This window comes from Lewinella sp. LCG006 (genome assembly GCF_040784935.1).
Lineage (GTDB): Bacteria > Bacteroidota > Bacteroidia > Chitinophagales > Saprospiraceae > Lewinella.
In genome coordinates, this window is record NZ_CP160680.1 from 6,476,530 (window position 1) to 6,498,272 (window position 21,743).

The following is a 21,743-nucleotide window of genomic DNA, read 5'->3' on the forward strand; positions in this document are numbered from 1 at the left end:
TCTCACGGGTATCGGGTACTTGGTACAGCCCGCCTGGCCAAGCGGACAGGGGTATAGGGACTTTGACAAACCTAAAGGGACACCGACCAAGTATTACCTATTTCCCTCCTAGCCTCGTGGGTCTTAAAGTACTCAGATTGCTAATAATGAGACACTTACATTCAACGCGAAGCCGCCGAAAAGTAACGGATTAAGCAGCACCGAAGCTAAACCTCTAATAAAAAAATAATGGAAAAGATAAGAATTGCTGAGTTGCCTACCAGGGCACCAGAAGGATTGGACAAGGACGAGGCCGAAAAAATCACCAAGAAACGCCGTGAACGGATTGCCGAATTGCACCAACTGCTTATTGCCGAAGGAAAACACAGTGTGTTGGTCATCCTGCAAGGCATGGATGGCAGCGGCAAAGACGGAGGCACTCGCAATGTTTTCGGAGAGTGTGCTCCTTACGGTCTGCGTACCTACAGCTTCAAGAAACCTACCGAAGAAGAGTTTGCTCACGACTTCCTCTGGCGCGTACACAAGCAAGCCCCTCGCAAAGGCGAATTGGTAATTTTCAACCGTTCCCATTACGAAGATGTGCTCATCCAACGGGTTCACAAGTGGATCACAGAAGAACACGTACAAAAGCGAATGGCGGCCATCAATATGTTTGAAGACTTGCTACAGTTTGATAACAATACCCTCGTCCTCAAGTTTTTCCTCAACATCTCTTATGACCAACAACTCCTGGAGCTGCAGGAGCGCCTAGACGATCCAGAAAAGCACTGGAAGCACAATGCGGGCGATTGGCAAGAGCGCAAACACTGGGAAGAATACATGCGTTGTTACGAAGATGTACTGAACAACAGCACCACTCCCTGGCACATTGTACCCGTAGATCAACGCTGGTACCGCGATTATGTGATGACCGAAATTGTGGTAGCAGCACTCGAAGGATTGAACATGCAGTATCCTCCCTTGGAAAAAGTATAAACGACTACCTCAACGATGCTCAAAAAAGTAAGAATAGACAAGTGGCTCTGGAGTGTTAGGATTTATAAAACCAGAACCATGGCCACCGATGCCGTCCGCAACGGGCGGGTAAAAATTGGCGAAAAGACGGTCAAAGCAAGCTACCTTGTCCAAAGAGATGAAGTCGTAACGGTCAATAGAAATGGCTTCAACCTCGTCTTTAAGGTCGTCGATCTTATCCAAAAACGGGTAGGTGCCGCCATCGCCCAGGAATGCTATGTCGATCTGACGCCCGCCGAAGAACTCACCAAATACGACGCCTGGTTTGTGGGCAAACGCGGGGTGGAATCTCGCGAAAAAGGTACCGGTCGCCCCACCAAGAAAGAACGCCGAGAAATTGATGATTTCAAAGGTATACGGCTTTATGATTTTGATGATGACGATGACGAGGAGGAAGACCTTTAATCTGATATGATTCATCAAGAACCAATTGATTTTAGTCGTTTATTATGGGCCTCCCCAAAGGACGTTCTCACTAAGCCAGATTAACGTAATACCACTTCCGTTTATCACTGGTATTCATGCTACTAGCAGGGACACATTTGGGTGGTGCTAGAAAAAAGACCTTCTCCGCAAACAGGATAACACTTCCATAACCAATGTCCTCCGCTGGCGGAGGTGTCCGCAGGACGGAGGTGTTACTTCCTTCTCCCAAACAAAAAACACCCCGAAAACAGGATAACACCAGCCAGTAGCGGTCTCGAGCCTATGGATCGGTTCCTCCAGAGGTACACATTTGGGTAGTGCTAATAGCAAGAATAACACCGATTACCTAAAGTTGATGAAAGCAGGTCAAATTCATGAATTTGACCTAAATTTGCGGTGCGATTCACCAAAAAAATTAATCACCATGAAATATTTTTTCCCACTGGCCATCCTTGCCATGCTTTTTTTCACCCAGTGCAACAATGATGCTCCTGCCACGGAAGAAACCACCACGGCAGCACCAAGCGACACCACAGCTACCACCGAGCCAGCAAAGCAAGTATCACAGATTGACGAAAGCGCGATCAGCCCTTCGGAGATCCTGAAAACCAACGAAGCCGCCTACCTGGCCCTCCGCAAAAGAGTCACCTCCAACCTGGATACCATCAACAACCGCATTGACCGCTACAACAAGAATACAAAAATAAGAGAGGGCCTCAAAAATGGTTTCCAGGAAATCGTCAAATACAAAGACATCTATGACCTGGCCAAAACTTCCGAGTACACCTCCGCCGAAACGGTTGAGCAGTTTATGAAAGGGATAGAAACACAGCTCACTAAATTAAGAGTGGAGTAAGGGGCTTTTGGAGCATCTATTGCTTACCTCTGCCTTAGGAAAGGAAACCGTTACAAAAAAGCCTGTCTGATAAAGAGACGGGCTTTTTTGTTGCAAGAGATTTTAGATCTATTTCGGATTATGTAATGTCAGCAGAGCTGGTATTGCGCCTACTGGGCGCTATTCGTCTATCCGCTAGGGCGCACGGCGTGTAGGTAACCAGTGGGCTATTTCTTCTTATAATAATGATTCGCATCTGCGGAGAAGATAATTTTAGGTTTACCGAACCATTGCCTAGTTATATAAGTGGAAAAATTCAAACTGCCATTGGTAGCCTTCAACTTAATTTTAGTCGCCATAAATGAATTACTTAATTCGTATACACCATGTCCAAAATATACACTATCAAATGTTCCATCATTGAATATGGCTAACTCGTCGTATGTTTGAGGTTCCATTGCAGAATGTTCGAAGTTACTATTGATGTAATTTCCTGTTATCATACCTTTGGTGAAATTGTGGTTATATACTCCTGATAGAATATAAATTATGACTCCACCTACAATACAAAGTAATATTCTCATAACTGGATTTTAAGTATCAATCAACAAAGAAAAGATATGATTGATAAGTAGTGGTAGTTTTATAAGATACACCTCCAGGACGGAGAGGAATATATCCCCCAGAAGAAGCTCTGAATGTATATTGTCCAGAAATCATTACTGGCCTTCCTTCAGCACGAGAAGCATTAAAAGATGTACTCACATGTCCATAAAGGGATTCAGCCGATTTCGTATCTTGTACAAGGGGAGTATCCATTGAACTGTGTCTGCGTCAAAAGTAGACACATTTAATTATGTCAAAGAAAACCAAAAAAGAAGAGACTCTGTCGGATTTCGATTTTGAGTCATATCGCCAGCAAGTTATTGCGGGCCTAATTCAAGGTAAGGGATTAACAGGAGAAGACGGTCTTCTCAAGCCTTTGATTGCTAACTTTTTGGAAGGAGCTTTAGCGGCAGAACTAGAAGACCACATCCAAGGGGAAAAAGCCCAAGGTTTAACCAATAAGCGCAATGGGCAGCTATCTAAGGAAGTTCGCTCCGAGGCTGGCCCTGTTGAGATTCACTACAGCCGTGATCGTAACGGTAGTTTCGAGCCCTTGACGGTCAAGAAGCGGCAATATGAACTAGGCTTAGGTTTTGACAACCAGATTCTGGAGCTGTACTCAATGAGTAACTCAATCAGTGACATTCGGTTGCACTTAGAGCGTATGTACGGGGCTCAGATGAGCGACAGTCGTATTTCGTCTGTAATCAACAGCACTTGGGAGCGAGTAGAAGCTTGGCGAAACAGTCCCTTACCTGCGCTGTTGGTAGTGATGTTCATTGATGCGATCTATTTGGATGTACGTCGTGATGGACAGGTCAGCCGTATTGCCCTTTATGTTGTATACGGGATTACGGTGGAAGGAAAACGCGAGATCATTGCTTTGATTCCTGGTCAAGGAGCCGAAAGTGCTACAGAGTGGGCACGTTGTTTACAGCAGCTTAAAAATCGCGGTCTAGAGGATGTCCTCTACATATGCAGCGATGGTTTGACAGGTTTACGTGAAGTGATCGCCGAGACTTTTCCTTTAGCTAATATCCAGCGTTGTGTGGTTCACAAAATTCGCAATACCTTTAAGTTACTGGACGAAAAGGATAGCCGTCAGGTTTTACGTCAGCTTAAGGAAGTTTACAACGCTGTCAACGAGGCCGAAGCCCGCAGGAAATTGGAAGATTTCCAGGTTTTCTGGCAAGGCAAATACGATCTGGTTGTAGACTTGTGGCTCAAAGATTGGGATGATTTAATGAGATGTATGCAATTGAGTCCGACGCTGAAAAAGTTGATTTACACGACCAATGCCATCGAAAACCTCAACCGGGAAATTCGCCGGGTGACTAAGGCCAAAGGCGCATGGGTCAGCGAACGAGCTTTGCTTATTCAGTTGTTCTTAGCACTGGAACGTAAAAAAAACAGCTGGAATAAATCAGTAAGAACATGGAGTGCTATTCGACGTGAATTAACGCTAGCACATGGGGATCGATTTACCAAACATATTTCCTAAAGTTGCAGACACAGTTCAATGGACACTCCCTGTACAAGTGCTAGAACTCTAGGCCCTAACTTATAGAGACTATAATTGTACGATCCTATGAAATGTGTCTCCATATTTACGTGATCGTCATCTAATGCAACAGAAATGGGTCCTCTATAATTTGTTACTCCTTGGCTCACCCAATCCGCAGAACCGAGTAATTCTGATGCTCCGTCGGATATTGAGTCACCTTCTTGCAAAGCATCACTCATGAGTCCTGAACCAAAGAAAACACTTCTTTCTGGACCAGTCCCCTGCATAAACTCATTAAACAATGTATTCCATTCAGTATCACTCGTCCGTTCTTCTCCTTGTATACTATACCTTCCATTTTTCATAACTGCCGAATATTCACCATCTGTAACAACCGTCAGTTGTGATCCTTTATTTAAATTATAGTGATAAAAGTCGATTCCAATTTCGTCGCCTTTAGTAGATGTTTTAACCCATTTACCATCAGCACTTTGTTCATATTCACCATCAACACTCCTCCCATCAGGGTCAGTGAGTCTAATCGGATTCCCCAACACATAATTATAAGGCGAGTACGGCGCATACTGATCCGCCAGCGGATCCACCTGCCCCCACCTCGCCACCGCCGGATCATAATACCTTGCCCCATAATCATACAACCCCGTCGCCTCATCCAACTCCTTACCATTGTACCTATACGCCTGAGCAGGTGTAGCCATCGTCTGCCCAATACCTTCCATGTGCATACCGAAGGGGTAGTACCAAAGGCGTTGTTTTACATCCAGGGAGTCGGGGTTAAGGGTTTGTAGTTCTGTGACTAATCATTACGGGACATACCCTACTCCACCAACTCACAAGCTCCTCCTTGTAAATCTTTCATCACCTTCTTGAATTTCACCTCGCTGAGTACGCGACCGCCTTTATAGCGAACGGTGACCTTGTCGTTGCGTCCCAGGTGTTTGTAAGGATTGGTAGTGGGAGATACTGGTTGGCTATACGCTTTCTGTGATTGCGTACGCTGAAGCTCTCTCATATAATTATCAATCGCCGCTTCGCTCGATAGATCAACTCCGGCATTTTGCGCGCCCATCATCATGGATTTAGCCATGCCCCAGTTGGCGGGATCAGCGGCTCTTTCCGGAATACGTTTTTTTATTTTTTTCACTGCTGAAATCAGGGTCACAGCATTATCGATCTCGCCAATCTCATCCAAGTGCTGCCCCACCTACCTAAACCCATCTGCTACAACTAACTCCTTCGTACCGTGCCCATAGCTGTAAAAACCTTCGCCGGATTTTACGCCCATTTTACCGGCCATCACCATGTTCACCAGTAGCGGACAGGGGGCATATTTGGGGTTACCGAAACCATCGTGGAGCACGCGTAAGATCGAAAGGCAAACATCCAGCCCGATGAAATCGGCCAGTTGGAGTGGCCCCATGGGGTGCGCCATTCCGAGTTTCATGACGGTATCAATTTCTTCCACACCAGCAACGCCTTCAAACAAGGTGTAGATGGCCTCATTAATCATCGGCATCAGGATGCGATTGGCAACGAAGCCTGGGTAGTCATTCACTTCTACGGGAGCCTTACCCAACTGCTTGGACAAGTCCATGATCTTAGCCGTCACTTCATCAGAAGTAGCGTAGCCGCGGATCACTTCTACCAGTTTCATGATGGGTACTGGATTCATAAAGTGCATGCCGATCACCTGCTTTGGGCGTTTGGTAACGGCCGCTATTTTGGTAATAGAGATGGAGGAAGTATTGGTGGCAAGAATGGCAGCGGCGGGAGCAGCGACATCCAGTTGCTGGAAAATCTTGAGCTTAAGCTCTACGTTTTCAGTAGCGGCTTCTACTACCAGGTCGGCATGGCTTACCCCCTCACTCATATCGGTGGCGGTGGTCAGACGACCCAAGGTAGCGGCCTTGTCCGCTTCGCTGATCTTTTCCTTGGTTACCAGGCGGTCGAGGTTGCGATTGATGGTAGCCAGGGCTTTTTCCAGGGCAGTAGCAGAGATGTCAATTAAGGTAACGGTAAAACCACTTTGAGCAAAAACGTGAGCAATCCCATTTCCCATGGTACCAGCCCCGATGACAGCAATATTTTTCATTCCGTTTTTTATTTGGTTAGCTTATTTGGTTAGCTTATTTAGTCAGAATTTTCGCGAAAATAGTAAATAAAGCAGGCCTTTCCTACCTTTGCGGGCAAATACCAGGCTATTGCAAACGAATTACAATTTAAAGTCCTTCAACACCTTTGGCATCGCCGCAATTGCGGCGCATTATGCAGCTATTCATCATCCCGACGAACTGCCACAACTTCTTTCACAGGTCGACAAAGCCACCCCACGGCTCATTCTTGGTGGAGGGAGTAATCTTTTGCTCCCGGACAACTACCCCGGATTGGTCATCCACAACTGCATCCAATTCATCGAAAGCAAGGAGGTCGCCGACAACGAAGTTATCGTGCGGGCAGGCGGAGGCGTCAATTGGCACCAACTGGTCTTGTGGAGCCTACAACAAGGGTATGGTGGTTTGGAAAACATGGCACTCATTCCCGGAACGGTAGGGGCTGCCCCCATCCAGAATATCGGAGCTTATGGTCGTGAGATTAAGGATGTTTTCGTTGAGCTGGAAGCCCAGGAGCTGGAGACGGAAGCCCAGCACACCTTCTTTCTGGAGGATTGCCAGTTTGGCTATCGCGATAGTATTTTCAAGCAAGCAGCAAACCGCCATCGCTACCTTATTACCAGTGTCAGCTTTCGCCTATCGCGGCACCACCACTCACTATATACGCACTACGGCGATATCCAGGAACAATTGAAAAAATGGGGCATCCACTCCCCTACGCCTCAGGATGTTGCCGCAGCGGTAATCGAAATCCGGCGGTCCAAACTACCCGATTGGCGCATTTATGGCAATGCGGGGAGTTTCTTCAAAAATCCGGTGATCTCCCTGGAGCATTTCCAGAAATTGCAAAATCAGTTCCCGAATATTCCCTCCTACCCTGCCGACAACCACCAGGTCAAAGTTCCCGCGGGCTGGCTCATCGACCAAAGTGGCTGGAAAGGTCAACGCCGCGGAGCGGTAGGCTGCTACGAACGGCAAGCACTCGTCATTGTGAATCACGGCGGAGCCACGGCCAAAGAAATCCTGGCTTTTAGTACATTGATTAGGGAGGATGTACAAGAAAAATACGGAATTGAACTGGAGCGGGAAGTGAACGCTATTTTGTAAAAGTACTACCTGATCACGACCTCTTTAAGATACTCTTCTCCCAACTCCTCGTTGAGCAGACGGCAAATTTTCTCCGTCCCCATGCTTAATTCTTGCTTCAGGGCTGCTGAACGGATCGTTACGAAAAGGACATTGTGGCTGATCCGTAAATCAGTGGTATACTGGGTAATGGAGGGCCCCATCAAAGCCGGCCAAAGCTGCTTGATGCGGGTTTGCTGGTAGCGGCCTTTGAGTTTGTAATAGTCCAGCATGGCTTTGATCGCCGCTTTCAGATCCGTTTGATTGTGATCACTCATGGCTCGAAAGATAAGCTATTTCGGTGGCCTTTCCTTCCTTTACGGCGAAGAGTTTAGGCCTTACACGCTGGTGTTGTTCAAGTACGCTACGGATGCGCTGCTCGTCGGTATCCGAAAGAAATATTTGTCCAAAATCTTCGGCCAGGATGTAAGCCAGGAGCTGCTCCACGCGCTGGGGGTCGAGCTTATCAAAAATATCATCAAGTAGCAAGATGGGGGAAAGCTGACGCTCGGCCTGCAAAAATCGGTATTGCGCGAGTTTGAGTGCCAAAACAAAAGACTTGAGCTGACCCTGGCTCCCTAGTCGTTTGAGAGGATGCCCACCTAATTTAAACACCAGCTCATCGCGATGAACGCCCTGGGTGGTACGCTCTAGCACGCGGTCTTTTTCGCGGCTTTCCGCCAATATTTCGGGAAGCGATTTTTCTTCTAAATGAGATCGGTACCTTAAACTCACCTTTTCTTGCCCTCCACAAATTGCTTCGTGGGCATGCTGAAAAGGAGGAATAAAAGACGCCACAAACGCTGCTCGCCTTTCGTAAATGTATTGGGCAGGACCTGCAAGTTGTTGGTCGTAAACACTGAGCAGGTCTTCGGGAAGAGATCGACCGGCACGCTGCTTCAGCAGTGCATTTCTTTGCTTGAGTACTTTGTTGTACTGAAGTAAATGGCCCAGGTAAACACTATCTAATTGGGAAAGGGTATTGTCTAAAAAACGCCGCCGTTCTTCGCTGCCCTCATGGATGAGTTGGGTATCATCAGGCACCACAATGACCACTGGAAAACGCCCCACATGGTCGACCAAGCGGTCGTAACGTTTCCCATTGAGTTCTAGCTCTTTACTTTTTCTAGGCTTTACCTTGACAACAATCTGGTCTTTCTTTTCCTCGTGTTCGAATATCCCAACCAGGCGGAAAAAATCTTGCTCATGTTGTACGATGTACTGATCGGTCGTGGCGAAATAACTTTTCCCCATGCAGAGATAATAAATGGCATCCAACAGGTTGGTTTTACCCATCCCGTTCTGACCAACAAAGCCATTTAGCTGGGGGCTAAATGCCAGTAATTGATCCGCGTAATTCTTGAACTGTACCAAATGGATGCGACTCAGCTGCAAGGGTCATTGATTGGGTGAGTGCCAAAGATAAGGAATGGATTTTGATTGGTCATTCACGCTATTGAGCAGTGGGGGCTTAAGACTAATCTTTGGGCTAGCTGGCTACGCTTATCGGCTCGCCACCACGCTATCCGCTCTTACCTCTCCCTGTCTAGGGGTGCCTCATGTGCTTACGGAAGGAAACAGAGATAGCCACTAAAGCTCCAACCTGCCTGCCAGAAAGCTGGCCTTACAGGCAGGAACACTAAAACCCACTAAAAAAGTAACAGGCGCATATTGGATTCTAAAAAACTCCGTGCCCTGTCTGCTGACAGGCAGATTTGCGGCAAAAAAACCTTTCGTGTAATTCCGTGCTTTAGTGCTTTAGTGGCTAAAAAACGCGCTGCCCCCCTGGCCAATTCGCAGCCCAACCTAGTTCTTCGCCACCACCCCGTAATCGGCAGCCGAACCACCGTCAGGAATAGCCATGGGATGCTCCTGCCGCAAATGCTGGTAAACATCCTGGTAGCCGTTCGCTTTGATCATTTCCATCTGCTCGTAGTAAGTGAGCATGTATTCCTTAAGTTCAAAGCGTTTCGCCGCCGAGAGCGGACGAAAATCCTGTATGACCTGCAGTAGTTGCTCTTTTTTACGGAGGAAGATCTCAATGATTTCTCGCATTTCCTGGTCACTGGCCAAGGTCCCCAGGTAGATGCGCTGCCGAATCGTGATTTGTCCCAAGTGGTTGGCAGGAATAGCATAAGGTGCTTCAACAAATCCCGCAAAGTCAAAATCATAGCCTACGGGAACCAGCTTACCATCAATAGCACGACGGATCAGCTTGATGTTTCGCAACACCGGCACACTGTAATCCGAATTACCAATCAGGTACTGAAACATCGCATGCATCCCGGCAGCCTTGGTGTCAAATGCCGTGATGGGTTGGTAAGTACAGTCCTCGCATTCCTTACCATTCATCCGTTGCTCCAATTCGCCCGTGTCTTCGATAATGAATCCCAGCCGACGGAAACCACTCAAGCGGCCAGAAGCATCAATGTACTGGATATTCACCAGCTGAACGCGAAAACTGTAAGGATTCAATTCCTGATAGAGCTTATAAGCCAAATACTCCTGCATCACCTTTTCATTACCCAGGTTTTTATCCTCGGTGCAATGCGTGACCAGCTTGAGCTTATCGTGATCAGCAAGGCCACGATTAAAAAGAGCTGTTTTTGAAAAATTGAGCTTCAAAGGAGGAAAGTCACAAACCTGGCGGCGGAATTTTCCTCTGGGCTTTACTTTTACATCCCAAGTCTGCTTACCACCCTGTTGGGAAGAGAAGGAAAAAGTAGCAGGTTGGTAATCAGCCGTTTGCTCCGTGCTGTTGAGCAAGTTTACCAAATCGGTACGAAGGGTAACTTCCTTGATCTCTTCCCCCGTCAGGAGGTCAAACAAAGAAGTATTGGGCGCATATTGCGCATGGGCAGCCTGAACTGCCAACATCAACAAAACAATGATTAGCTTTTTCAAATGAAGTGTTTTACTGAAAAAATCATGTATTGCCGTACATGTTTGCGTTTTCATCTTAGTAGGGATTATTTAAAAAAAGGATTCCATCCGAAGATGTTGTCCCCTATACAAACACAAAGCTAGGCATTAAGTGCCTAGCTTTGTGTTAAATTTACACTAACTTTTAAAATCGAAGGATTTCGTGGTGCAAGCGGGGCTCGCTTGATTGAAAATTTGCTTTAAAAGCCCAAAAAAGAAAAAATAATTTGGTTTGAAAAAGTGAAAATTAGCGTCTTACGCCATAATTCTCTGGCTTTGCCCCTGCAGGAACGACTTCGGGGGCTGTTTGCCGCATCTGAGAATAAGTTCTCAGTCCACCAAACTGCCGCAAATCGGTGAGATGGTCATAGAATTCATTGAGATATTCCCGCATTTCATAACGAGCATTTGCCGAAAGTAAACGCTGATTTTTAATGCTCAATTCCAACGTTTCTCTTTTGCTTTCAAAGTAAGCAAGCGTCTGTTCCATCTGCTCATCCGTCACCTGGAAACCGAGAAAAATGCGGTCTTTAATAGTCTTTTGCCCAAGCTCTCGGGCCGGTATCGCATAGGAAACACCCACCATAGCAGAAAAGTCAAAATCGTAAGCTACGGGCACCACCGTGCCTCCCGGGGTATGGAAAAGCTTCAGGTTGCGTGCCATCGAAAGGTTGAAGTCAGTATTGCCAATCATGTATTGGAATACCGCCATAAGGTTCTCCGCTTGCGAGTCCACCTGCTCAGGGGAATAACCCAAACAGTCTTCACATTCCGTAACCGCCAATCTATCCTGCAGCTCTTTGTTGCTTTCCAGTAAAAATGCATAGCGTCGCTCGGTGCTTACCTTCTCTTCGCTGTCGATGTAGTCAATGCGTAGCAAGTGCGTCTCATAACTGGCAGGGGTAAGGGCCTTGTACAACTGATAGGTCGTATACTCCCGCAAAACTGCCTCACGAGCCTCTTGGCGATTTTCCTGACAATGCGTCACCAACTTGTATTTGTCATAGCTGGCGAAACCACGACTTTTCAAATCATCTTTCGAGAAATCTATCTTCAAAGGTGGAAAATCACAAATCCGAAGACGGAACTTACCGCGAGCACTCAATTTAATGTCCCACAACTCTGTTTCCTTGGCTCCATTTACAAAGCTTAACACTGCTTTTTGCTCCTCATCTCCTTCCAGAGTAAGCAGCTGAGCAAGGTCAGTTGTGATACTAACTTCCGTAATTTCCTGTGCAGCCAAATAGTCAAAAATCGACATGGATTGAGCTTCCATCAAGAAAGGCATCAAAAATGTCGTGAAAGAAACGATAAAGAACCTGACCATACAGGAATACTTTTTCATACGTCGTTATTTTTAGGCTGCTTAGTTTTTAGTAATTTTACCAGCTTTTGAGGATTAAACCACCAATGCCTTTGATTAGTTGCGACAAAGGTAGACTTTTTAAAAAATTTAATTCTGAATTAATACTAATTTTATATTTATTCAAAATTTAATTCTTTAATCACTTAAAAATCCTTCTTTGCTTTGGCCGCATCCTTTTTTACGGCATCTGGATTTCGCTTAGTATCCTTACTAAAGAATCCTGTATGGATAGCGTAAATTTGCAGTGTATGAAAGCAGCGTTCACTTAATAGTTTAAACATTGACCAGCAGGAAAAAACGGAGCAATTACAGGGCGGGAAAAGAATATTTAGTAGGCTTTCTCCTCTTGCTATTTGGCAGCATCTACATCAGTGATTGCCAAACACAGACAGCAGTGCCTCTACAGTGGGAGGAACCAAGTAGAAAAAGCACGGGAGAATTGCCCCCTCCTGCGGTTATTTTAATGATCGGTGATGGTATGGGGCTCAGCCAAATGTCGGCGGCATTGTACACCAGTGCTACACCCTTGGCCATTGAGCAGTTTCCCGTCATTGGCTTTCATAAACCCTATTCCAGTTCCGATCTGATCACCGATTCTGCGGCGGGTGCTACGGCTTTTGCCTGTGGCGTAAAGACTTACAATGGCGCCATCGGTATAAATGGTGACACGATCCCTAGCCTAAGCATCATGGAAGAAGCCATGGCACGCGGATTAGCTACAGGGGTCGTGGCCACCTCTACCCTAGTACATGCGACACCTGCTGCTTTTTTAGCGCATCAGAAAATGCGTATCTTCTACGAACAGATTGCTGAAGATATCTGCCAATCCGGCGTCGACATTATGATTGGTGGAGGAAAAAGATACTTCGACCGCCGTAAAATGGATGATCGCGACCTCTTGGCAGAATTGCAAACCAGGGGCTATCTGGTTGGTGATTATTTTAATGGCAAACTCAATGATGTTCGCCCCGACCCCAAGTTAAAATTTGCCTTCTTGACCGCTGACAACCAACCACTTCCTGTAAACCAGGGGCGTAGTTACCTCACTTATGCCAGTAGGCTCAGCGCGGATTTCCTCAACATCAGAGGTGCTGAAAATGGCTTTGTCCTCATGATTGAAGGCAGTCAGATCGACTGGGCCAACCACGCCAATGAAGGCAAACTGGCTATTCAGGAAATCCTCGATTTTGACCGTGCTATCGGAGAAATTCTAAGATTCGCGCGCCAACGTGGAAACACCCTTGTCGTTGTCACGGCCGACCATGAATCTGGCGGTATGGCGATCCAAAATGGATCTAAACGCGGCAAGGTGGAAACTGCTTTTACCACCAATGGGCATACGGGATCGATGGTCCCGGTATACGCTTATGGCCCTGGTGCAGAAGCCTTTTCTGGCATCTACGAAAACACTGCCATCTACCAAAAAATGCGGGACTTCCTCCAATGGGGCCCGGAAAAAATAGGCGAAGAAGCCCTCAACACTCTAGGTAATAAATTGTTACCAGAGAACTAAGCTTACAGAATAGAATACTCAAATCGTTAATAAATATAAATGTCTGTCCTAACCAACCCCACCATTTCTCCCGACAATCTACTTTTGATTGAGGAGAGCGCCCGCGATTTTGCGGAAACGCACATTCGTCCCCACGTCATGGAATGGGATGAAGCACAACACTTTCCCATTGACCTCTTCCACAAAATGGGAGAATATGGTTTCTTGGGAGTCCTTGTTCCAGAAACTTATGACGGTGCTGGCCTCAACTACGAGGCTTATATCAGCATCATTGTAGAAATTGCTAAAGTTTGTGGTTCTATTGGCCTGTCTGTTGCTGCACACAACTCTTTATGTACCAATCATATCCTTATGTTTGGTAATGAAGAACAGAAACAAAAATATCTCCCAAAATTAGCCACCGGAGAATGGATTGGTGCTTGGGGGCTTACGGAACCTAACACCGGAAGCGACGCCGGCAGGATGCGCTGTGTAGCCGAACAAGATGGAGACTATTACATCCTGAACGGGAGCAAAAACTTTATCACCCACGGCAAATCAGGCCACGTAGCTGTCGTCATTGCCCGCACGGGAGAATTGCTAGACAGCCACGGAATGACCGCCTTCGTGGTGGAGCGCGGCACACCAGGATTTAGTGCTGGAAAAAAAGAGAATAAACTGGGAATGAGAGCCAGTGAAACGGCTGAGATGATTTTCGATAATTGCCGTGTTCACAAGCGTCAAATTCTTGGCGAAATTGGAGATGGCTTTATCCAATCGATGAAAATCCTAGATGGTGGCCGTATCTCTATTGCGGCGCTTTCTCTAGGTATCGCTAAAGGAGCTTATCTGGCGGCGGTTCAATACGCTAAAGAACGTGAGCAATTTGGCAAAGCCATTGCCAAGTTCCAGGCCATTAGCTTTAAGCTCGCTGATATGGCTACAGAAATTGAAGCCGCAGAATTACTGACCCGCAAAGCAGGTGCCCTCAAGGATGCCAACCAACCGGTAACCAAAGTATCCGCTATGGCGAAGTACTATGCCTCGGAAGCGGCGGTTAGAGTGGCCACCGAAGCCGTGCAAATTTTCGGCGGATATGGGTTTACAAAAGATTTTCCTGTTGAAAAATACTACCGCGACGTCAAGCTTTGTACAATCGGCGAGGGTACCTCGGAGATTCAGAAGCTCGTCATTAGTAGGCATATCCTTAAAGATTAATCGCCTGCCATCCAAGCCTTGAAAAGCTGTACTTTCTCACGGCTAACGACTACCTCCTCTCCTTCTTCAAGGTGAGGAAGATGCAACTTGAGGCGACTGTTACTGTAAACAGTCGCCTTATTTATTGCGGGTAAGGCGACATAATATTTACGGTTGACCCGGAAGTAATTTTGTGGATTCAGCAGGGATTCTAATTGCTCCAGGTTATAGTCTACCGTATGCTTTCTGCCGTCCTTTAAACGAATCCAGGTGAGCTTATTTTCCGACCAGAAATAGACGATCTCTGTGACGGGTATGGTCTGTAGCGTCGCCCCCGATTTAATAATGAAACGTTCCTTGTACTGCTTTTCCTGAATCATCGCCATGGCTTGTTGCAAAATAGCCAAACTGGGCGCGCTGGTATGCTTTTCGGGCTGTCGTTGGTGAAATTTCTGCAAAGCACGATTCAGTTTTTCTCCGGCGATCGGCTTTAGCAAATAATCAATACTATTGACCTCAAATGCCTGCAGGGCATACTGATCGAAGGCGGTAGTAAAGATAACGGGACAAGGCAACTGGGCCTGCTCAAAGATGGAAAAACTCAGACCATCGGCCAGTTGGATGTCGAAAAAGGCTAAATCCGGCATCAAGCCTTTTTGGAGTGCCTCCACGGTTTCTTCTATACTATCAAACATCCCTACCAGCGTAAAATCCGGTAGCCGCTGGCGAAGCATACTTTCCAATCGATCAGCAGCGAGAGGTTCGTCTTCAACGATTAACACGCGCATATTCCTTAACTTTTAAAAGGGGTAAACTAACTTGATAATAATCTGGGCCTTCAACGATTTCAACAGCTTGATCGCTTAACAAACCATAACGTGAACGAATATTATTCAAACCAACCCCCAGCGAGGTTTGTACTTGCTGTTTGACTTGTAAATTATTGCGAACCAGGATACGATCTCCTTCTTTCCTGATCTCTAAGGTCAAGGGGTGTCGTCGTGAGACAACATTGTGTTTGACAGCGTTTTCTACCACCATTTGTAGCACTAAAGGAGGAAGAGCATCTTCCGGAGAAGGGTTTAAGTTAACCTCCACCAGGAACTGGTCTCCAAAACGAATTTTTAATAAAAACAAATAAGCCATCAACATTTCTTTCTCGGCTTGCAAGCTCACTACCTCCTGGTCGCGTGCCTCCAAGACATAGCGGTATACCTCGGCCAGTTGCTGGATAAATTTAGCCGATAAATCGGCATCCTTGTATACTAAGTTGCTGAGTACGTTAAGGCTATTAAACAGAAAATGGGGATTAACCTGATTTTGTAGTGATTCGTAGCGGCTGGCCAGATTAGCGCGTTTTAGCTCTTCCTGAGCGATAATGGAGGCTTTGTAATTCAACAAAAATTGCCGACCGTGCATGAACAAACTGATGAAGAAGGTGATCACCAGCAGACTCAAGAAGAAATCCTTGGAGATCGTTAGCGAAGCTTTCGTGACCCTACCATTTACCACAAGATCAATGATGACATCCGTTAAAACACCGGCCACATAAGTAACCACGATGGTCAAGACCGCCGAAATTACCAAGCGACGGACAGGATAATCAATCCAGGATACTTTTACAGCGTCGGAAATAAAGCCATTGCCTACCCACAACAGAGCAGTTAGCAAACCAGAACGTGCGGAGTGGATGGCGGTTTCAAGGCTCAGCGGCCAGCCCAAAAACAAATAATAGACCAAGCCAAAGATGAGCGTACCCCACAAAAATGCTTTTAAAAACACCAGTAAGTGCGGTGCTAACGTTCGTTGCATGCGGACAGAATTAATAGACTTGTTCTGCTGGGATCATTTCGGGGGCAAATCGTGCCTTATCTTCCCACACTGTGCCTTTTTTAAGTCGCTTAGCTATGGCTAGGCTCCTCAAAAAAGGCTTCGCGTGGTCGATAATGCATCAATTTTCCCTCCAAACTGACCCAGCAGAACAAGTCTAATGAGCTGGTGACTGCCTCTGCTGGCAGCACCGGCTCTAAATTAGGTATTATTATTCTTTTGTGGCTAATTGGGATTGTGCTTTATTCAGCATCCACTGATTCGTTGGGTAGCCCCAAGTAGGAAGCAAACCACGCTCTTTACTACGCTCCAATTGATACAACTGATCTGCTCCTTGCAACAGGGGCATCGCTTTTTCCGCTCCACCGCCGAAGAATTCCGGCGTAAACAATACCAGCATTCCTCGCAACATTAGTGGTCGCGGATTTTCAGGGTCCATTTGCGCTGCCGCTGCGTAAGCGGCATGGGCAGCCCCTGCGTACTGAGGGCCATTGTTCACCTGGTCAATCCAGATATAACCTTGCATCACATAGCCTTCCTGGCACTTGAGCTCGCTGTTCATCGCTGTTTTTGTCTTCGCTTGTTCCAGGTAAGACGCACTGGCTTTGACGTAGCGCTCCACCCCTTCTGTATTGCCTTTCGACATTTCTACCATGGCCCTTTGAAGGGTTGCATAACTCAGGTAGTAGGATGGTAGCCATTGATCGGGTTCTGCCGCCGCTATCCGCTCCAACTTATTCGTGATGGCCTCCCAATCCACAGGGGTATTCTCTTGGGGTTCCATACTTGCCAGCACACTGCCCATCGTGGTCGTGAAACGATCTTCCTGATTTTGGGCCAAAAGGCTACTGGTGAAAAATAAGCACAGTCCGAAGGAAAAGATTAGATACTTCATGATTTTGAAATTTTTATTGTTGTTGAATGGAAATTATTAATACAAGCTTGCCCCCTCCTCACCAATGCTGACAAATAAGCCGACAAAGGCAAATCGCTTGGCTGGAGGACGAACAGTAATTGCGGGATAGGTACCGTCAGCAGCAGGCTGTTGACTAAACTGCTCCCCAAAATGATTGATAAATCCAGGTACGTTGGAGAAGGATAGGTGCAGTACCGTAAAGTGCCCCTTGATCTGGGTCAGGTAACTCCAATTGAGACTTAGGTCTTTAAAAGGACTGGTCCTTCCTGCTACTGCGGTGCCCTCCGGATGGAAGTAATTCCGGGGAGAGGCCCACACGCCCGTCAGGCCAATCATTGATTGCCAGCGAGGCACCCAATATTTATAGACGATATTGAGGGTGTGCTTGGCCGCAAAATTAGGCTGCACGGGGTCAGTGAACTGATCAAAACGACGCTCCGTGTCCAGGTAAGCGTAAGAAACCCAGAAATCGCTGTTCTTTAGAGACAGTTTGTCTCGATAAAAGACGTCAATTCCACGGGCATAACCGCCACCCTCGTTGGTAAATGTCGCTTCTTGTTGTAAAACAAGTTGTCGGTACGATTTCTCGTAAGCCTCCACACGTAGGGTGCGCCCCGCCTTTTGCCATTGCCAATTAGCAAGCAAGTGCAATGCTTCTTCCGATTGTAAATTCGGATTAGCAAAAAGTCGCTGCTCGGTAGGCGTTTGCACAAAGCGCCCCCCAGCGATACTGACTTGGCTGTAAGTACCTGTTTTATAAGCCAGGGATAAACGAGGACTGAGGCTCCACTCCTGAGTGGTAGAACGGTACTCCATGCGCGTACCTAGTCGTGTAATCAACTTATTGGTAACAGACCAATCATCTTCTATGTAAGCGGCAAGTAGGGGCTCTTGAATCCTTTGGTCAGCGCTGAATGCTGCAATTTCTAGTTGCTCCGCCCAATGCTCATCGATATAGTTAAGCCCCATGCGCAGGAGATGACCAGTCTGGATTTCGGTGCTCAACTGCGCATTCGCTGTCCAGCTTTGCTGTTGCTCCTTTATGTTGGCTATGGTGGTAGTGCGATCTTCGTGTCGAGTGTACGCCAAAGTCGTTTTCAGGCTCCACTGGTTACCGAGCATGGTTTGGTAGCCTAGGCCCGTATAGGTATAATCATTTTCCAGCCCTACGGCGATGGTATCCGTTACTTGCAGGGGGCTCGGTGTGCGCAAAGCCATACTACTGCGATGATGCTGAGCTTGCAATTTCAGTAGCCCCCCGCTACGGGTTTGGTGGCGCATAATCAGCTGTCCACCCGCCGTTTTGGGGGCTTTATCCCACTGGATGTCCTGGGGTACCAAGTGCAGGTAAGGTTCGAGGTTGGTATAGTCGGCCGAAACTGCTACGGAAGTGTTTTCCCAACGTTGTGTATGGCTCAAACTGCCACCGACGCTCATCAGGGAGATACCCGTTAACGTATGGGGCGCTAAATCTTCTGAGGACAGTATTAAGGCGCTGGATAAAGCCTGTCCGTAGGCTGCCGAATAACCACCCGTACTAAAAGTAGTACCCTGGAATAAAAGAGGAGAAAAACGCCCCCGAGCGGGCACATTGGGTACGGTGCTGGTATAAGGCTGGGCAACGTAAGCACCATCGATAAAGGTTTTGGTTTCGTAGGCAGCACCGCCGCGCACAAATAGGCGACCATTCTCCCCCACTCGCTGAGCCCCTGGCAAAGTCTGCAAAGCCCCAATAACATCACCGGAAGCACCCGCTGTCGTAACGATATCAAGGGTATTGAGCGTCACCGATTTCTTCCCATCCCCAGCGGCAAAGGCACCAGCGGTGATCACAACGGCGTCTAACTGATTTGCCCCTTCCAATAAGGTTACTTGAAATTGTTGGGGCTGGTTGTTTGCCACTACGGTGCTTTCCCATTTGTCGTAGCCCAAATAGGTGATCGCCAGCGACCAACTGCCCGTTTCGGTGGTCGTAAACTCAAAGTAGCCTTTTTCGTTGGTAACCGTCCCATCGTAGCTGCCGACCAGGTACACATTAGCTCCAATAATAGGCTCGCCTTTCTTATCCTGGACCTTACCCGTAAAGATGGTCTGGCTGGCACCTGTAGCCAGTAGGGCCATTTGGCTGATTAGTAAAAGGTAGAAGTATCGCATTGCGCTGGTATTTGTTGCTGATACTTCAAAGATGCGGGGCGTAGCAAACCTGAACGAATAGACCAATCTGAACTGTCGAAAAAGCCTACCGAATTGTCGATAATTAAGAAAAAGAATCCCGAGCCTTGACCATCGTCAAGACCCGGGATAACTTTTCTTTATCAGAAAGTGGCAGTGACTTACTTGTCCTCTACCTCTTCGTATTCTACATCCGTTACATCTTCAGCAGCTCCGGCTCCGTTGGCAGCACCCGCACCTGCGTTAGCTGTTGCTTCGCCATTGGCTCCAGCTTCTTGGGTAGCCTGGTACATTTCCTGGCTGGCAGCCTGCCAAGCAGCATTCAATGTTTCCATGTGCTTTTCGATACCGTCCATATCTTCGGCATCTTTAGCAGCTTTCAAGTCTGCAGCAGCTTTCTCGATGGCTTCTTTTTTCTCCGCAGGTAGCTTGTCGCCGTATTCTTTGAGTTGTTTCTCAGTTTGGAAAACCAGGTTCTCCGCACCATTCAACTTCTCGATACGCTCTCTTGCTTCGCGGTCTGAATCAGCATTGGCTTCTGCCTCTGCTTTCATCCGAGCAATTTCTTCTTTGCTCAAACCAGTAGAAGCTTCGATGCGAATGCTCTGCTCTTTACCCGTGCCTTTGTCCTTGGCGGAAACGCTCAGGATACCGTTGGCGTCCATATCGAAAGATACTTCGATCTGAGGTACACCACGCGGTGCAGGTGGAATATCGTTCAGGATGAAGCGACCAACCGTACGGTTGTCTTTCGCCATGGAGCGTTCTCCCTGAAGAATGTGAATCTCTACCGAAGGCTGGTTGTCAGATGCGGTAGAATACACCTTCGACTTCTTGGTAGGAATCGTGCTGTTGGCTTCGATTACTACGTCGTAAACACCACCCATGGTTTCGATACCCATAGAAAGCGGAGTTACGTCGAGTAGGAGTACGTCCTGTACATCTCCACTTAGTACACCACCTTGAATAGCAGCACCTACGGCTACCACTTCATCGGGGTTCACTCCTTTATTAGGCTTCTTGCCGAAGAACTTCTCTACTGCTTCCTGGATGCGAGGGATACGTGTAGAACCACCCACGAGGATGATTTCGTCGATATCACTGGTAGAAAGACCCGCGTCTTTCAGTGCATCCTGACAAGGCTTAAGCGTACGTTCTACCAGACTGTCGGCCAATTGCTCAAATTTCGCCCTAGACAATTTAACCACCAAGTGCTTGGGTACACCGTCAACAGCTGTGATATAAGGCAGGTTGATTTCCGTTTCAGAACCACTGGAAAGCTCAATCTTAGCTTTCTCGGCAGCATCCTTCAAGCGCTGAAGCGCCATTGGGTCCTTACGCAAGTCCATGTTTTCCTGCTTCTGGAATTCTTCTGCCAGGAAATCAATGATCACGCGGTCAAAGTCATCACCCCCAAGGTGCGTATCACCATTGGTAGATTTCACTTCGAAAACACCGTCACCCAGTTCAAGGATAGAAATATCGAAGGTACCACCACCCAAGTCATAGACAGCGATAGTCATGTCCTGCGAACGCTTGTCGAGTCCGTAAGAAAGTGCAGCAGCCGTAGGCTCGTTGATGATACGGCTGATCTTCAGACCCGCGATCTCACCAGCTTCTTTGGTTGCTTGACGCTGAGAATCGTTGAAGTAGGCAGGCACCGTCACAACGGCCTCTGTAACTTCCTGACCCAAAAAGTCTTCAGCTACTTTCTTCATTTTCTGCAATACCATCGCAGAAATTTCCTGGGCAGTATACATACGGCCATCAATGTCTACCCGAACGGTATCATTGTCGCCTTTTACAACTTTGTAAGGAACGCGTTCAACTTCATTTTTCAATTCAGAGAAACGTGAGCCCATGAAACGCTTGATCGAAGAAACCGTACGCGTTGGGTTGGTAATTGCTTGACGTTTGGCAGGATCACCAATCTTGCGCTCACCATTATCCATGAAAGCGACTACCGAAGGGGTCGTGCGGCGTCCTTCGTCATTGGGGATAACTACCGGCTCGTTGCCCTCCATCACTGCGACGCAGGAGTTGGTGGTTCCAAGGTCAATACCGATAATCTTGCTCATATTATGTGTATTTTACTTTTGTTCTTGTGAAATTAATACAGACACCATAGAGCAAGGAATGTGCCAACTACCCGCGTCAGCTTACTTTCTGACAAAAGGATAGACTACAAACGCCATCTGCGCCATTA

At 47.2% G+C, this 21,743-nt stretch carries 20 protein-coding genes; 7 read left to right on the forward strand and 13 right to left on the reverse strand.

The features are described 5' to 3' along the window. Nucleotides 1-228 precede the first annotated feature (228 nt). The 3 genes from AB0L18_RS23615 (at nucleotide 229) to AB0L18_RS23625 (ending at nucleotide 2,296) form a co-directional block, all read left to right on the forward strand. A complete protein-coding gene (locus tag AB0L18_RS23615; RefSeq protein WP_367389789.1) occupies nucleotides 229-975 on the forward strand; it encodes a PPK2 family polyphosphate kinase in 747 nt (248 codons plus the stop codon). Nucleotides 976-990: 15 nt separating this feature from the next. Next, a complete protein-coding gene (locus AB0L18_RS23620; protein ID WP_367389790.1) occupies nucleotides 991-1,419 on the forward strand; it encodes an RNA-binding S4 domain-containing protein in 429 nt (142 codons plus the stop codon). A gap of 445 nt (nucleotides 1,420-1,864) precedes the next feature. Beyond that, the gene (locus tag AB0L18_RS23625) at nucleotides 1,865-2,296 is read left to right on the forward strand and encodes a hypothetical protein (RefSeq protein ID WP_367389791.1); all 432 of its coding nucleotides are present in this window, start codon (nucleotides 1,865-1,867) and stop codon (nucleotides 2,294-2,296) included. 206 nt (nucleotides 2,297-2,502) lie between these two features. Here the strand turns inward: AB0L18_RS23625 and AB0L18_RS23630 are convergent, their stop codons facing one another. Next, nucleotides 2,503-2,859, reverse strand: coding sequence for a hypothetical protein (locus AB0L18_RS23630; protein ID WP_367389792.1), 357 nt, complete (start codon nucleotides 2,857-2,859; stop codon nucleotides 2,503-2,505). A gap of 272 nt (nucleotides 2,860-3,131) precedes the next feature. Between AB0L18_RS23630 and AB0L18_RS23635 the strand changes: the two genes are divergently transcribed. After that, entirely contained in the window at nucleotides 3,132-4,382 is a 1,251-nt protein-coding gene (locus tag AB0L18_RS23635; RefSeq protein WP_367388148.1) for an IS256 family transposase, read from the forward strand. Here AB0L18_RS23635 and AB0L18_RS23640 read toward each other — a convergent pair. The 3 genes from AB0L18_RS23640 to AB0L18_RS23650 are packed head-to-tail and all read right to left on the reverse strand — an operon-like array spanning nucleotide 4,379 to nucleotide 6,498. Then, the gene (locus AB0L18_RS23640) at nucleotides 4,379-5,170 is read right to left on the reverse strand and encodes an RHS repeat-associated core domain-containing protein (protein ID WP_367393183.1); all 792 of its coding nucleotides are present in this window, start codon (nucleotides 5,168-5,170) and stop codon (nucleotides 4,379-4,381) included. The genes AB0L18_RS23635 and AB0L18_RS23640 overlap by 4 nt on opposite strands. A gap of 53 nt (nucleotides 5,171-5,223) precedes the next feature. Further along, on the reverse strand, nucleotides 5,224-5,610 hold the full coding sequence (locus AB0L18_RS23645; protein ID WP_367389793.1) for a hypothetical protein: 387 nt from the start codon (nucleotides 5,608-5,610) through the stop codon (nucleotides 5,224-5,226). Continuing rightward, nucleotides 5,611-6,498 carry a 3-hydroxybutyryl-CoA dehydrogenase gene (locus tag AB0L18_RS23650; protein ID WP_367389794.1) on the reverse strand — a complete coding sequence of 296 codons (888 nt, stop codon included), beginning with the start codon at nucleotides 6,496-6,498 and terminating at the stop codon, nucleotides 5,611-5,613. Between the two features lie 109 nt (nucleotides 6,499-6,607). Here AB0L18_RS23650 and murB point away from each other — a divergent pair, with 109 nt between their 5' ends. Beyond that, nucleotides 6,608-7,624: a UDP-N-acetylmuramate dehydrogenase gene (murB, locus tag AB0L18_RS23655; protein ID WP_367389795.1), complete on the forward strand. Its 1,017-nt coding sequence runs from the start codon at nucleotides 6,608-6,610 to the stop codon at nucleotides 7,622-7,624. Nucleotides 7,625-7,629: 5 nt separating this feature from the next. Here murB and AB0L18_RS23660 read toward each other — a convergent pair whose 3' ends face one another. The 4 genes from AB0L18_RS23660 to AB0L18_RS23675 all read right to left on the reverse strand — a co-directional run bounded on the left by AB0L18_RS23660 (nucleotide 7,630) and on the right by AB0L18_RS23675 (nucleotide 11,909). After that, a complete protein-coding gene (locus AB0L18_RS23660; RefSeq protein ID WP_367389796.1) occupies nucleotides 7,630-7,920 on the reverse strand; it encodes a DUF721 domain-containing protein in 291 nt (96 codons plus the stop codon). Then, nucleotides 7,913-9,037 carry a DNA replication/repair protein RecF gene (locus AB0L18_RS23665; protein ID WP_367389797.1) on the reverse strand — a complete coding sequence of 375 codons (1,125 nt, stop codon included), beginning with the start codon at nucleotides 9,035-9,037 and terminating at the stop codon, nucleotides 7,913-7,915. The genes AB0L18_RS23660 and AB0L18_RS23665 overlap by 8 nt, the downstream gene beginning before the upstream one ends. Nucleotides 9,038-9,448: 411 nt before the next feature. Next, nucleotides 9,449-10,546, reverse strand: a complete 1,098-nt coding sequence (locus tag AB0L18_RS23670; protein WP_367389798.1) for a hypothetical protein — start codon at nucleotides 10,544-10,546, stop codon at nucleotides 9,449-9,451. Between the two features lie 265 nt (nucleotides 10,547-10,811). Then, nucleotides 10,812-11,909 carry a hypothetical protein gene (locus AB0L18_RS23675; RefSeq protein WP_367389799.1) on the reverse strand — a complete coding sequence of 366 codons (1,098 nt, stop codon included), beginning with the start codon at nucleotides 11,907-11,909 and terminating at the stop codon, nucleotides 10,812-10,814. A 301-nt stretch (nucleotides 11,910-12,210) separates the two neighbouring features. Here AB0L18_RS23675 and AB0L18_RS23680 point away from each other — a divergent pair, with 301 nt between their 5' ends. Together AB0L18_RS23680 and AB0L18_RS23685 are read left to right on the forward strand one after the other, a co-directional pair. Then, the gene (locus tag AB0L18_RS23680) at nucleotides 12,211-13,443 is read left to right on the forward strand and encodes an alkaline phosphatase (protein ID WP_367389800.1); all 1,233 of its coding nucleotides are present in this window, start codon (nucleotides 12,211-12,213) and stop codon (nucleotides 13,441-13,443) included. 39 nt (nucleotides 13,444-13,482) lie between these two features. Next, nucleotides 13,483-14,640 carry an acyl-CoA dehydrogenase family protein gene (locus AB0L18_RS23685; protein WP_367389801.1) on the forward strand — a complete coding sequence of 386 codons (1,158 nt, stop codon included), beginning with the start codon at nucleotides 13,483-13,485 and terminating at the stop codon, nucleotides 14,638-14,640. Here AB0L18_RS23685 and AB0L18_RS23690 read toward each other — a convergent pair. The 5 genes from AB0L18_RS23690 to dnaK form a co-directional block, all read right to left on the reverse strand. Continuing rightward, on the reverse strand, nucleotides 14,637-15,407 hold the full coding sequence (locus tag AB0L18_RS23690) for a LytR/AlgR family response regulator transcription factor (protein WP_367389802.1): 771 nt from the start codon (nucleotides 15,405-15,407) through the stop codon (nucleotides 14,637-14,639). The genes AB0L18_RS23685 and AB0L18_RS23690 overlap by 4 nt on opposite strands. Then, nucleotides 15,388-16,431 (reverse strand): sensor histidine kinase, encoded by a 1,044-nt coding sequence (locus AB0L18_RS23695; RefSeq protein WP_367389803.1) that lies wholly within the window; start codon nucleotides 16,429-16,431, stop codon nucleotides 15,388-15,390. Before AB0L18_RS23695 ends, AB0L18_RS23690 begins: the two co-directional genes overlap by 20 nt. A 229-nt stretch (nucleotides 16,432-16,660) precedes the next feature. Continuing rightward, a complete protein-coding gene (locus AB0L18_RS23700) occupies nucleotides 16,661-17,344 on the reverse strand; it encodes a hypothetical protein (RefSeq protein ID WP_367389804.1) in 684 nt (227 codons plus the stop codon). A 36-nt stretch (nucleotides 17,345-17,380) separates the two neighbouring features. Beyond that, entirely contained in the window at nucleotides 17,381-19,519 is a 2,139-nt protein-coding gene (locus AB0L18_RS23705; RefSeq protein ID WP_367389805.1) for a carboxypeptidase-like regulatory domain-containing protein, read from the reverse strand. A 179-nt stretch (nucleotides 19,520-19,698) separates the two neighbouring features. Next, nucleotides 19,699-21,615 carry a molecular chaperone DnaK gene (dnaK, locus tag AB0L18_RS23710; protein ID WP_367389806.1) on the reverse strand — a complete coding sequence of 639 codons (1,917 nt, stop codon included), beginning with the start codon at nucleotides 21,613-21,615 and terminating at the stop codon, nucleotides 19,699-19,701. Between the last annotated feature and the right edge of the window lie 128 nt (nucleotides 21,616-21,743).

Coding starts and splice junctions, on each gene's coding strand:
- AB0L18_RS23615 (WP_367389789.1), top strand. CDS start 229: ATGGAAAAGATAAGAATTGCTGAGTTGCCTACCAGGGCACCAGAAGGA.
- AB0L18_RS23620 (WP_367389790.1), top strand. CDS start 991: ATGCTCAAAAAAGTAAGAATAGACAAGTGGCTCTGGAGTGTTAGGATT.
- AB0L18_RS23625 (WP_367389791.1), top strand. CDS start 1,865: ATGAAATATTTTTTCCCACTGGCCATCCTTGCCATGCTTTTTTTCACC.
- AB0L18_RS23630 (WP_367389792.1), bottom strand. CDS start 2,859: ATGAGAATATTACTTTGTATTGTAGGTGGAGTCATAATTTATATTCTA.
- AB0L18_RS23635 (WP_367388148.1), top strand. CDS start 3,132: ATGTCAAAGAAAACCAAAAAAGAAGAGACTCTGTCGGATTTCGATTTT.
- AB0L18_RS23650 (WP_367389794.1), bottom strand. CDS start 6,498: ATGAAAAATATTGCTGTCATCGGGGCTGGTACCATGGGAAATGGGATT.
- AB0L18_RS23660 (WP_367389796.1), bottom strand. CDS start 7,920: ATGAGTGATCACAATCAAACGGATCTGAAAGCGGCGATCAAAGCCATG.
- AB0L18_RS23675 (WP_367389799.1), bottom strand. CDS start 11,909: ATGAAAAAGTATTCCTGTATGGTCAGGTTCTTTATCGTTTCTTTCACG.
- AB0L18_RS23685 (WP_367389801.1), top strand. CDS start 13,483: ATGTCTGTCCTAACCAACCCCACCATTTCTCCCGACAATCTACTTTTG.
- AB0L18_RS23690 (WP_367389802.1), bottom strand. CDS start 15,407: ATGCGCGTGTTAATCGTTGAAGACGAACCTCTCGCTGCTGATCGATTG.
- AB0L18_RS23695 (WP_367389803.1), bottom strand. CDS start 16,431: ATGCAACGAACGTTAGCACCGCACTTACTGGTGTTTTTAAAAGCATTT.
- AB0L18_RS23700 (WP_367389804.1), bottom strand. CDS start 17,344: ATGAAGTATCTAATCTTTTCCTTCGGACTGTGCTTATTTTTCACCAGT.
- AB0L18_RS23705 (WP_367389805.1), bottom strand. CDS start 19,519: ATGCGATACTTCTACCTTTTACTAATCAGCCAAATGGCCCTACTGGCT.
- dnaK (WP_367389806.1), bottom strand. CDS start 21,615: ATGAGCAAGATTATCGGTATTGACCTTGGAACCACCAACTCCTGCGTC.